Origin of the sequence: Desulfurella sp., assembly GCF_023256235.1 — a bacterium.
Lineage (GTDB): Bacteria > Campylobacterota_A > Desulfurellia > Desulfurellales > Desulfurellaceae > Desulfurella.
Window position 1 is genome coordinate 1 of the sequence record NZ_JAGDWY010000044.1, and the last position, 12369, is coordinate 12369.

General features: G+C 29.3%; 12 protein-coding genes. 9 read left to right on the plus strand and 3 right to left on the minus strand.

Annotated elements, in window-relative coordinates; genetic code table 11:
* Positions 1-45: 45 nt before the first annotated feature.
* Positions 46-540: a hypothetical protein gene (locus Q0C22_RS04495; protein WP_092128997.1), complete on the minus strand. Its 495-nt coding sequence runs from the start codon at positions 538-540 to the stop codon at positions 46-48.
* A 10-nt stretch (positions 541-550) separates the two neighbouring features.
* The gene (locus Q0C22_RS04500; RefSeq protein WP_291492192.1) at positions 551-1042 is read right to left on the minus strand and encodes a hypothetical protein; all 492 of its coding nucleotides are present in this window, start codon (positions 1040-1042) and stop codon (positions 551-553) included.
* 82 nt (positions 1043-1124) lie between these two features.
* Between Q0C22_RS04500 and Q0C22_RS04505 the strand changes: the two genes are divergently transcribed.
* Both Q0C22_RS04505 and Q0C22_RS04510 read left to right on the plus strand, forming a co-directional pair.
* Positions 1125-2093, plus strand: coding sequence for an efflux RND transporter periplasmic adaptor subunit (locus tag Q0C22_RS04505; RefSeq protein WP_291492194.1), 969 nt, complete (start codon positions 1125-1127; stop codon positions 2091-2093).
* Complete coding sequence (locus Q0C22_RS04510) at positions 2090-5134, plus strand: efflux RND transporter permease subunit (RefSeq protein ID WP_291492196.1); 3045 nt, start codon at positions 2090-2092, stop codon at positions 5132-5134. Before Q0C22_RS04505 ends, Q0C22_RS04510 begins: the two co-directional genes overlap by 4 nt.
* A 19-nt stretch (positions 5135-5153) precedes the next feature.
* On the opposite strand, the gene Q0C22_RS04515 is transcribed toward Q0C22_RS04510, so the two are convergent.
* The gene (locus tag Q0C22_RS04515) at positions 5154-5909 is read right to left on the minus strand and encodes a methyltransferase domain-containing protein (protein ID WP_291492198.1); all 756 of its coding nucleotides are present in this window, start codon (positions 5907-5909) and stop codon (positions 5154-5156) included.
* A gap of 172 nt (positions 5910-6081) precedes the next feature.
* Between Q0C22_RS04515 and lptB the strand changes: the two genes are divergently transcribed.
* The 7 genes from lptB to Q0C22_RS04550 all read left to right on the plus strand — a co-directional run.
* Positions 6082-6792 (plus strand): LPS export ABC transporter ATP-binding protein, encoded by a 711-nt coding sequence (gene lptB, locus Q0C22_RS04520; RefSeq protein ID WP_367172103.1) that lies wholly within the window; start codon positions 6082-6084, stop codon positions 6790-6792.
* Positions 6793-6795: 3 nt separating this feature from the next.
* On the plus strand, positions 6796-8082 hold the full coding sequence (locus tag Q0C22_RS04525; protein ID WP_291492202.1) for a hypothetical protein: 1287 nt from the start codon (positions 6796-6798) through the stop codon (positions 8080-8082).
* A gap of 2 nt (positions 8083-8084) precedes the next feature.
* Positions 8085-9947 (plus strand): ribonuclease R family protein, encoded by a 1863-nt coding sequence (locus Q0C22_RS04530; protein WP_291492205.1) that lies wholly within the window; start codon positions 8085-8087, stop codon positions 9945-9947.
* Positions 9948-9949: 2 nt separating this feature from the next.
* On the plus strand, positions 9950-10189 hold the full coding sequence (locus tag Q0C22_RS04535) for a DUF370 domain-containing protein (protein ID WP_025391316.1): 240 nt from the start codon (positions 9950-9952) through the stop codon (positions 10187-10189).
* 4 nt (positions 10190-10193) lie between these two features.
* On the plus strand, positions 10194-10787 hold the full coding sequence (gmk, locus tag Q0C22_RS04540) for a guanylate kinase (protein ID WP_291492209.1): 594 nt from the start codon (positions 10194-10196) through the stop codon (positions 10785-10787).
* Complete coding sequence (gene rpoZ / locus Q0C22_RS04545; protein ID WP_025391314.1) at positions 10787-10984, plus strand: DNA-directed RNA polymerase subunit omega; 198 nt, start codon at positions 10787-10789, stop codon at positions 10982-10984. Before gmk ends, rpoZ begins: the two co-directional genes overlap by 1 nt.
* A partial coding sequence (locus Q0C22_RS04550; RefSeq protein ID WP_291492211.1) for a RelA/SpoT family protein occupies positions 10969-12369 on the plus strand: 1401 nt, incomplete at its 3' end. The genes rpoZ and Q0C22_RS04550, both read left to right, overlap by 16 nt.

Sequence of the window (12369 nt, forward strand, 5' to 3'; positions counted from 1 at the left end):
CTGCAGCTTTTATCTTTTTCAAAATTCTATTCAGCATAATACCGCTCACTTCCTTATATAAACGATCTTTTTAAAAGTTCTATACAATAGAAAATTATAGAGCAAATAGTTATCAATTATTATAAATATAAAAACAACAAAAGAATAAAAAGAAATAGTTGTAAAAATATTTTGCCAGGCTGTTATAATACTTTGAATAATATTAGCTAAAATAGAAATAATTAAAAAAATTGAACTATCAAGCACAAGCATATTAAAAAGCAGTAATTTGCCCAAAGACTTATAAATCTCTTCTATATTATTAAAACTGTTATTGGCGCTTTTTAATTCACATCTATTTAAAAAATAAAATTCCGATGAATATAAAGAATGGGATGAGGTATTTACTACAAACAGTATCATTAGCATAATGGCTTTAAGTCCAAGTATTGATTCACTTTGGCTTGCCGGTAATTTAAAATAAACTGCTAAAATTACCGTTACAATCCCAATTAAATTGGTCGATATAGCGATAATTTTAACTAATTTAATATATTTCATTTTAAAAATTCTAAATAAACTTCATAAACTTTTTATAAAAGTTTACCTGCTGGCTTAAAGAAGAATAATCTTTAATCAAGTTTACACCATGAATTGCAAGATAATAATATAACAGAGTATACAAAACAGTACTTGTAATCATAGGTACATAAAAATACAAAATTACATTTTTTTTATCTTCTACTAATCCAAAAAGTAAAGCAATAAACAATTCTCCCATAAATAATTGGCCTACAAAAAATCCTATATACGCTCCACTTTTTACCCATTTTTCGTTTATTCTTGATAATTTTTTATTAAATAATTTGAATCTGCTAATATAATTAGCAAAATGAAAACTTATCGCACACACTAAAATTTCTGTTATAATAATAACCATTAAAGATGTATACGGATTAAGGCTTGCAATGCTGGCATAACTTACAGCTATAAGTTTACCACCAAAAATAGGGTTTATGTTTAAAAATGTTAAAATAAGATAATTCAATCCTACACTGTTCATAATCAAAAATTATATACTCTATTGCTTTAAAGTCAATAACACTTACTTGACAATACCCTTTTATTTAGTTATATTGCTCGTAATGAAAAAAATAGTTTTACTAATCATTGCTATTGTAATTGCAAATTATTATACTTTAGCTAAGGCAGTTGAGGTAAAGATAGGCTACCCAAAAACTTGTACAGGCTATGAAAAAATAAAAGCTTATGGTAAAGTACAAACAACACAAAATATAACAATTTTTGCACCTGTCAGCGGTATTATCAAAATAGACTCAAATTTCAGTACTGTAAAAAGTGGCCAATTAATTGCTAGAATATATCCGCCTAATCTTTCAAAACAAATTGAAAATGCTAAATTAAATGTTGATGCAGCCTACACCAACCTTCAAAACACAATTGAATTGAAAAATATCCATATGGCTACTGCTCAAGAAATAGAAAAAGCAAAAATACTCTATTACCAAGCAAAAAGCAATTTAGAACGGCTAAGTGCCCAAATCGAAAAGTCTAAAATTTATGCACCTTTTTCTGGAAGTTTAGAGTTTCTTGTCCCAAACCAGACTTATGTAATACTAAATCAACCCATAGCTCATTTGGCAGGAAACACGAATTTATGGATTAAAGCTTATGTATCACCAGATTATATAGATAAATTAAAAATAGATCAAATTGTCTATTATTATTCCCACAACATAAAGCATAAAGGTTCAATTGCTCAAATTGAGCATAACGCAGATGCAAATGGTCTTGTCCCTATTTTTATAAATACGAATAATAAAGCTCTCATTGCCGGACAATGGGTAAATCTTGAAATTCCTGTTATAAAAAACACTCAATTTTGTGTGCCAAAAAGCGCTATTGTTTCTAAAGACTCTAAAACTTATGTATTTATTGTAAAAGATAATGTAGTATACCAAAAACAAGTAAATCTTATAAATATTTCAAACAATACAGCTTATATTAATGGTAATCTCAATAAAAACGAACCTTTAGCTATCAGTGCAACAGATAGACTAAAAAACAATATTAAAGTAAAAATTATAAAATGAATAAATACTTAAATTTTTTGTGGAGTAACAAAACTACTGTATTTTTATGCGGTATTTTAATTATTTTTGGCGGCATATTTTCCCTTTTTAGATTACCAGAAAGTATCTTTCCTAACGTAAATTTTCCTAAAGTATCTATACTTGTACATAATCAATATTTACCAGTAAAGTATATGCTTGTAAGTGTTACAAGACCGCTAGAAGAAGCAGCAAGGACTGAGCCTAGCGTAATTCTTGTAAGATCACAAACAGGCAATGGTCTATCAAAAATTCATGTTTATTTTAATTCAAATGTTAATCCAAAAACCGCATACCTTATGCTACAAGCAAGAATAGCAAAAATCAATTTACCCCCGGATTCAAATTTAAGTATCCGTTTAATGGAACCAAACATATATCCATTTGCAGAATATGCCCTTGTTTCAAACAAAATTGACAGTTCAAACATGATGAGTTATTATTATTTTCAAGTAAAACCCACGGTTCTTGGTATAAACGGTGTTTATAAAGTAGAAGAAACTTCGCGAGGTTGGCCTGAAATTAATATAGCTATTGATCCCCAAAAGTTATTGCAATATAAAATATCACCTCAACAAATAATACACTATCTTATTTTAAATCAAGGACCTTTTTTTTCGGGAGTAATGAATTATTTCAATCAACAATTTAACCTCTCAACTACAAGTATAGATAATATCAAAGATTTATCTAATTTCACAATTCCTATAAAATCCAGAAATTCCGAATTTATACCGTTAACATTAGATAAAATAGCTGATATAAAAATCCAAAATCCACCATTAATAAAAGAAGCTAAAGTATCTGGATACAAGCATGCATTAATAATGGATATACTTTCCCAAAATAAAGCTAATGAAGTAAAGGTATCTAAAGAACTTCAAAAAGTCTTTGAAACAATTAAAGATAGACTGCCTCATGGTATAAAACTAATAAAAATTTATGATTTAAGCGACTTAATTAAAAGTAACCTGAATGATGTGTGGAGTGCGCTTATTTTAGGTAGCATCATTGCATTGATAGTTGTAATGCTATTTATAGGTAGAATAGATGGTGCTTTAAGTGTGTTTATAGTAGTTCCGCTTTCTTTATCTTTAACTTTTATTGCTCTATATTTAATGGGTTTTGGATTAAATATAATGACACTTGGTGGAATTTGCGCTTCAATTGGTGCGATGATAGACCATGCCATAGTTATAATTGAAAGGGGCCTGCAAAACATAGAAAGCAATACAAAGAAAAGATTGTCCGGTGTTTTTAAAAGGTTAAAAGATATACTGCTTCCCATGAGTTTGGCTACTATAACTTCAACTGTTGTGTTTATTCCTCTTATCTTTTTGCCAGGCACATTAGGGTTGTTATTTAAACATATGGCTATTACTATAATTATAGCTCTTATTGCATCACAACTAATTGCTTTAACTTTTACACCAATATTATCTATGATAATTGTATATCGCAAAACCTATAAAAAAAATAAACCAAAAAATAGAAAACTATACTTTATGTTCAGTCATACATTAATTTTTTTTATGAGAAGGCCATGGATTTCTATCATTATAGTTTTTTTGGTCGCAGCAACAGGCTATGTTTGTTTCAAAAATTTACCAACAGCCTTCTTGCCAAAATGGGATGAAGGTTTAATTTCTGTACCATTTAGAACGCCTGTTGGAAGCAGTGTAGAAACTACAACAAAAATAGGTGAACTTTTAATGAATGAAGCTTCGAAAAATCCAAATGTTGACAAAGTTTCTTTAATGGTTGGCAGAGGTTTTGGAAACTCTTTTTCTACACCAAACAAAGCTATCATGATGATCGTATTAAAAAAAGACAGAAAAGAAAGCACACAAAAAGTTATGTTAGAATTAGATAAAAAATTTAAAACTATAGCACCTAACCTTATTTCATTAAATTCATCACAAATTATGGTAAATAGGCTTGGTGATTTATCTGGTTCTCATGCTCCTTTAGAAGTTTTTCTATTTGGTAGCGATCCGGATAAATTATTCAAAGAAGGACAAAAACTTTATAAAATACTTGCAAAAAATAAAGATTTTGAATCTGTCACATATAAATCGCCTTCTGCAGGCCCAGAAATAGAATTTAACCCTAATTATTTTGCTACGGTAAATAATATAAACTCAAAAAATTTAGCTGACACAATCAAACTCTATTTTTGGGGTGAAAATGCAGGTTTTTTGTTGAAAGGTGAACAGTTATTTCCAATAAGGATAACACTTAAAGACAAACCACAAACAATTCAAGAACTTAAATCTTTAAATATTATTCACAATGATATGCCTATGGCTTTAAATATGCTATCCGACATTGATATAAAAAGCAACGTTCCATACATTACACACCAAAATTTAGTGCCTTATTCATATATATGGGTCAAACCATATTATCACATAGGTTTGACAAAGGCTGCAAAAGATATTGATAATATAGTTAAGCGTATGAATCTTCCACATGACATTAGCTATTCTATTGGTGGCTATTACAAACAACAAACAAAAAGTTTTCAAAATATGTATCTAATACTAACGATAGCGCTTTTTATTTTGCTAATACTTTTTGGTTTTCAATTTTCGAGTCAAAAATGTGCTATAGTTGCAATAATAGCTATTAGCTCAACTGCGAGTTTTTCTTTATTGTCACTTTTAATAGCGCGACTAAATCTTGATAGTACAGCTTTTTTAGGTATACTGCTTGTATTTGCTATTGTAGTAAACAATATAATACTCATATTTTCAAGATCAAAACAATTAAGCAAAACTCACACGCACAAAAGTGTAGCCCTTGCTGTTCGTAGCAGATTAAGACCAATTATTATGACAATGAGCGCTGATATTGTTGGTTTTTTGCCTTTAGCCATAGGTATTGGCAAAGGTACTGATTTATTGAAACCCCTTGCTACTGCTACTATTGGTGGTTTGATTTTTGGTGCTTTTGCATCTCTAATAATAGCTCCTTCTTTGTTCAGTTTATTCAGTATTGTAAAATATAAAAAGCTAAAGTAGTTTTATTTTACATTCTTTTTTATATCTTTTTTGCAATTATCTCTATATAATATGAATCTATAAATGTTTCGTTAAATTGGTAAAATGTTTTAGAATCTTTAGAAAGATTGTTCAATAACTCAAAGATTTTTTGTCTATTATCGGCAGAAGTCCCCATTCTATCAAACCATTCTGGTAACTTGTATTGTGTTTTTATAAGATTAATATAATCAATTTTTACAGGTAAACTTTTAAGTAGATCTATCCATTGTCTTTTAGAATAAGAACAAACATGAGAATTATCCCTTAAAACTTCTAATCTATTTATTTGTCTTTCTATTTCCTCACCATCAATTACACTACAATCCAAAACATATAATTTTGCTTTTGGTTTTAAAACTCTACACATTTCTTGTAACGCTTTTTGTATATTGTAAAAATGGTGAGCTGCAAACCTACAAGCAACTATATCGAAAGTTTCATCTTTAAATGGCAATCGATGCACATCTGCTTCTAAAAACTCAACACCATAAACATTGGAGTGCAGTAGGGTTTTTTTGGCTTCTAAAATCATTTCTTTGGTAATGTCAATAGCAACCACGCTACATTTATTTCTGGCAAATGCTACAGCCGTATGACCAGCACCTGTGGCAACATCCAAAACCATATCATCTGGTTTTGGTTTTAGAAAATCAATCATTCTTTCTAAATCAATTAAATTTGAATGAGTTGAACTCAATCTGTAATTTATAGCTTTGCTACCAAAATTGTTTTTTATTGCACTCTGATTTTCCACATTAGCCTCCAATAGTTACAAAAAGTAAGCTGGATTTTTGTAGTATATTGGTATATTAGTAATTGTCAAGTTTAATAAATATGGCATTTTTTGGTTTCAAATCGATAGAACTATAATGTATTAGCAACAAATTATATTTGAATTTAAAGTACTATAGTATATAATGGTAATAATGATTGAGTGTAGAAACATTGTTAAAAAGTATAAAACCAAAGTGGCTGTGGCAGGCATTAATTTAATTGCAAAAAAAGGTGAAATTGTAGGACTACTTGGTCCAAATGGTGCAGGCAAGACAACAACATTTTACATGATATCAGGTTTTATCAGGCCAACTGACGGCCGAATTTTTCTTGACGGTCAAGACATAACAAAAATGCCCATACACAAGCGCTCAAAAATAGGCATTTCATATCTTCCTCAAGAACCTTCTGTATTTAGCGGACTAACAGTTGAACAAAATATTTATGCTGTACTTGAATTTGTTGATATAAAAAACAAAAAAGAACGTTTAGAAGAGTTGCTTTCTGAATTTAACTTAACCAGTATAAGAAAAACAAAAGCATATGCGGTAAGCGGCGGTGAAAGACGAAGGGTTGAAGTAGCCAGAGCCCTTGCAACAAACCCTAAATTTTTACTATTAGACGAACCTTTTTCTGGTATTGATCCTTTAATGGTTGAACAGTTAAAAAAAATGATATTTGATCTCAAAGAAAGAGGTTTAGGAATAATTATTACAGACCACAATGTAAGGGAAACGCTTGATATAGTAAATAAAGCATACATATTATATGATGGAAAGGTTATAAAAGAAGGTTCTAAAATGGATATTGTAAATGATGAGCGGTTAGCTAAAATATATTTAGGCGAAACATTTAAACTATAAACTATGGTAGAGCTAAGGCATGAATTAAATATAAATTTAGGTCTTATTCTTACTCACCAACTTGATTTATCGCTTAAAATTTTAAGTGCAAGTCTGATAGAGTTACAGGAACAAATTGATGAAATAGTGTTGCAAAATCCATTAATTGATATAGATAAAAATTATACAATTGCGCCCAATAATTACTTTGAAAGCAAATTTAAAGAATTAGAGCAAAGCTACAAGGTTAAGTTTGAAAGTGAAGAAGAATACGATGAGTTAGACTTTATTGAACAAGAAACTACATTTGAACAAAAATTATTGCAAGATCTAATATTATCCTATGATTTAAACCAAAAAGAAATAAAAATTGCTGAACAAATAATAAATAGTATAGATGAAAAAGGCTATCTTTTAGATTATGATCTAGATGAAGATTCTAAGCGTATAAGAAAATTAATAATGAACCTAGAACCATTTGGCATTGCAACAAAAAATACAAAAGAATTTTTTCATTTGCAAAACGAATTTTTTTATAAAAACGAACCATTTTTTAATAAACTAAAAGAATTTTTAGACACAATTTTTACGTTTGGTCTTGATATAAAAAAACTTCAAAAAATAAATTTAAGCAATAACCAGGTTCATTTTTTTTTAGAAAAAATAAAAGCCTTTAGGCCTTATCCTTTATACGGCTATATAAAGTCAAGTCAGGAAGATTTTTTATATTACGATATAGAAATAAAGCAAATTGGCAACGAATTTATACCTATTGTTAATGATGAGTTTTCAAATAAATTAATAGTGAACGAAACACTTATAAAACAAATTAAAGATGAAGATTTTCTAAAAGAAAAACTCAAAGAAATTAAAGTTCTACATGATGCAATAAATATGCGTCATCAAACATTACTAAAAATTGCCAACATTGTTATACAAAAGCAAAGACTTTTCTTTGAAAAAGGTTTACTCCAGCCACTATCTATGTCTAGCGTAGCCATACTTATTGGCTATAGTGTTTCTACTATAAGCCGTGCACTTTCAAACAAATATATTTTATTTAAATCAAAAATTTACCCTTTTAAAATCTTTTTTTCCAATGAATCAAAAGAAGGCATATCAAAACATAGAATATTAGAAATAATAAAAACTGCTATTGCTCAAGAAGATGCTTCAAATCCACTTGACGATGAATCTTTAAGGCAAATATTGATAAAACACAATATAAATGTAACAAGACGTGCAGTCGTCAAATATAGACAAGAACTTAAAATCCCAAAGGCAAAAGATAGAAAAAGTGAGTTTATTTAATAATGTCTAAAAAACACAAAAATAAAAAAATTTATATAAAAGGTCTATTTAAAATAGAAAAAACATATTACTCAATAATTACAGACAAAAATACTTACAGTATTGAAAAAGAATTTTTTGATTTTTCAGATAAATTTGCTCAAGATAGTGATGAAGTTGAAGCACTTTTTATTTGGGCAAAACATCCAAAAGCAAAATTGTTAAATGTTGCAAAAAGGTACAATAAATATGTAGTTGGTTATATAAAAAAAATAAATTCTAATTATTTTTTTGAACCTTTAAAAACAAAATTTCTTATTAAACTCTCGGGAAAAGCTGAGGAAGGTAAGCTTGTTAAAGCTAGAATTATACAGCAAAAAAATACTGAGTTTGCAGAAATTGTTGAAGTCTACTCTAATTCATCTTTAGATGACGAATTAATTGTAATAGACAAATATAGCTTGCCAACAGAATTTAGCCCGGAAGTTGAAAAAGAACTTCAATCTATAAATGAACCAAACGAGGAAGATTTTATTGGAAGAAGTGATTTTAGAAACTTAAGAACCATAACTATTGATGGTGCTGATGCTAAAGATTTTGATGATGCAATTGATGTGGAGTTTTTAAAAAACGGTTACAGATTATATGTGCATATTGCTGATGTAAGTTATTATGTTAAAGATAACAGCGCAATTGAAAAAAGCGCTTTTGAACGAGGCTTCAGTGTCTATTTTCCTCAAAATAACATACCAATGCTTCCAAGAAAACTTTCTGACGATATTTGCTCACTTGTACCGGATAAAGACAGACTTGCTTTCACAGTTATTATAGATTTTGATAAAAAAGGCAATCGAAAATCTTTTAATTTTACAAAAAGCATCATAAGAAACAAAAATCGTCTTACATATGACTTTGTTGAAAATTGTTTGAAAGGTTTGGCAGATTGCGAAGAAAATCTAAAGTCTTATTTACAAAAAATAAAAATTTTAGCTAAAATTTTGCGCGCAAGGAGGTTTTTAAAAGGAAGTCTTGATTTGGATATTAAAGAAGCCACTTTTATAATAAATAACAACAAAATAGTAAATGTCATACAAAAACCAAGGTTGTTTTCTTATTCAATAATAGAAGAATTTATGTTGGCTGCGAATAAAGCTGTTGCCGACTACCTAAACAATAAAACAATTTTTTTGCGTAGGATACATGAAAAACCGCAAATAACCAAACTTTTGGATTTAAGCAATCAACTCAAAGAAATGGGTTATGCATTCCCTAAAAAACCAAATGCAAAAAAAATGCAAAAATTTATCTGGTCAATAGAGGAAACAAAAAGAAGCATTATATCAAAAATTATTTTAAAAAGCATGGAAAGGGCAGAATACTCACTAGAGGAAATCCCGCATTTTGCGCTTGGATTTGAAAACTATACACATTTTACATCACCCATTAGACGCTTTCCTGATTTAATAGTGCACAAAATACTTCAAGCTACATTGCTTAATAAAAAAAAATACTCATATAAAAAACTTGAAACCATAGTCAAACAAGTCCAAAAAAGAGAACTTGTAACAGAAGCTGCTGAATACTTTGCAAAAGATATAAAGCAAGCAAGACTTATTGAAAAGTATATCGGTAAAATTTTTAACGGTACAATTGTTTATATGGTAGAAAGTGGTATGTTTGTTGAACTAAAGGAAATATTTGCAGAAGGTTTTTTACCGTATAGTGCTTTGAAAGATGATTTTTATACATTTTTTCACCAAAAACAGTTGATCATTGGAAGAAAAACAAAAAATATTTTTAGGTTGGGGGATCCTATAAAAGTTAAACCTGTAAAAGTTGATATTTATGAAGGAAAAATAGATTTAGAGCTAGTATATAAGGAGTAAACATGAAAGTTTGTGTTAATATTGGTTTTGGTAATATTGTAAATAAAGAACGCGTAATTGCCATATTAAATCCAGATTCAACACCAATCAAAAAATTAAAAGATGAGTTTAAAAATACTGGTAAAATAATTGATGCTACAAAAGGGAAAAAAACACGCGCCATATTGATAACAGACTCAGGACATATTATAATGTCTGCAATTGCGCCCCAAACCTTGGCTGAGCGCATAAACGAGACATAGTGTTATGATTATTATTATTTCAAGCCCAAGTGGCGTGGGTAAAACAACAGTTGCAAAAGTACTTGAAAAATCAAATTTTGAGCGTATAGTAACCTATACTTCAAGACCAAAACGTCCAATTGAAACAGAAGGTGTTGATTATTATTTTATAGAAAAAGATAAATTTAATGAATTGGCTAAAGAAGGTTTTTTTGCAGAGTTTTCATTAGTGCATGATAATTTTTATGGGATATCAAAAGAATCTTTGAAGTCAAACTCCAAACATAAAATACTTACCATAGACGTTCAAGGTGCTTCTAAAATAAAGCAAATTATGCCTTCTGTTGTAACAATTTTCTTGCTTCCGCCTTCTTTCGAAGAATGGATGAAAAGAATAACCAAAACTCAAAGAAATAACCTTGATATTCGCTTAAAAAATGCTATAAAAGAATTGGACGAGGTGTGGAATTTCGAGTATGCAATTGTGAATTACTCAGTAGAAAAAACCGTTAAACAAATTCAAACAATAGTTTATTGCGAAGAAGTAAAATGTAAAGAAAATATAAAAAGTTTAATAAATGAGCTAAAGTCTAACATTAAGCGATATGAGGAGGATTAATGGAAACAACCGTTGAGCTTGTATATAAGGCGTTAGAACACATTGAAAGTAAATATGCTTTAGTAAAAGCAGCAGCAATTAGAACCCATGCACTCTATAGAGGAGATAAACCTCTTATAAATATTAAACCAAATACACATAAAAATACTGTTATAGCATTAAAAGAAATAGCTCAAGGATATTGGAGTATAAAATAGAACCAGAAATTGAGATTGCTTATAAAGATTTAATAGAAACTATAAAAGATGCATGTCTAAAGCAACAAAAGATTAATTTTAATTTTGAGATTATAAATAAAGCTTTTTTGTTTGCCTACGAAAAGCACAAAACTCAAAAGCGTGCTTCAAATGAAAGTTACATTATCCACCCAATTAATACAGCAAAAATTGTAACCAGACTGATATTAGATGAAAATACAATAGCAGCTGCTCTATTACACGATGTTTTAGAAGACACACAAACAAAAGAAGAAGAAATAGAAAATGCTTTTGGATCTGATATATTGATGCTAGTTAAAGCATTAACTAAAATTGAATCTTTACAATACAAAAGTGTTGAACAAAAACAAGCGGATAATTTTAGAAAACTTCTAATCTCAATTGCAAATGATCTAAGGGTTATTCTTATAAAACTGGCAGACAGATTACACAATATGCGTACCATTGTTTATTTAAATGAAGAAAAAAGACAAAGAATAGCCCGTGAAACACTTGATATCTATGCACCTATGGCCCATAGACTTGGAATATACTGGCTTAAAAGTGAACTTGAAGACAGAAGCTTTGAAATTATAGATTATAAAACTTATAATAAAATAAAATCTTACCTCGAGAATATTTTGGAAAAAAAAGAAGAATACATAAGATTTATAGAAAATTCTTTAAAGGAAGATTTATTGCAAAACAATATTAAATGCGAAGTTAATGGACGAGTAAAACACATATACAGTATATATACAAAAATGCAAAGAAAAAATGTTGATCTTGATAGTATTTATGATTTTGTAGCTTTTAGAATCATAACAGACACAGAAAGAGATTGCTACAATGCATTGGGTGTTGTGCACAAGCTTTACAAACCCCTACCAAATCGTTTTAAAGACTACATTGCTCTTCCCAAGCAAAATATGTACCAATCACTACACACAACTGTATTTGGTCCGGGTGATGTCATACTTGAAATCCAGATTAGAACAAAGAAAATGCATGAAATAAACGAAGAAGGTTTGGCTGCTCATTGGCGCTACAAAGAAGGCAAAAAATTTAACCTAAATGATAAAATGTTTGTGTGGCTAAGAAAACTCCTTGAAAATACACAAAGTGAAAGTTCACAGGAATTTCTAAGAAACATGAAAAATGATTTGGAAAGTGGCGAAATATACGTATTTACACCTGCTGGCGATTTAAAAGTTCTACCTAGAGGTTCAACCTGTGTTGACTTTGCATATGAAATTCATACTCAAATTGGAGATATGTGTACAGGTGCTAAAGTTAATAATAAAATAGTGCCTCTAAGGCATGAATTGCAAAGTGGTGATATTGTAGAAATCCTAACAAGCCCATCTCATAAGCCTTCAAGGGAC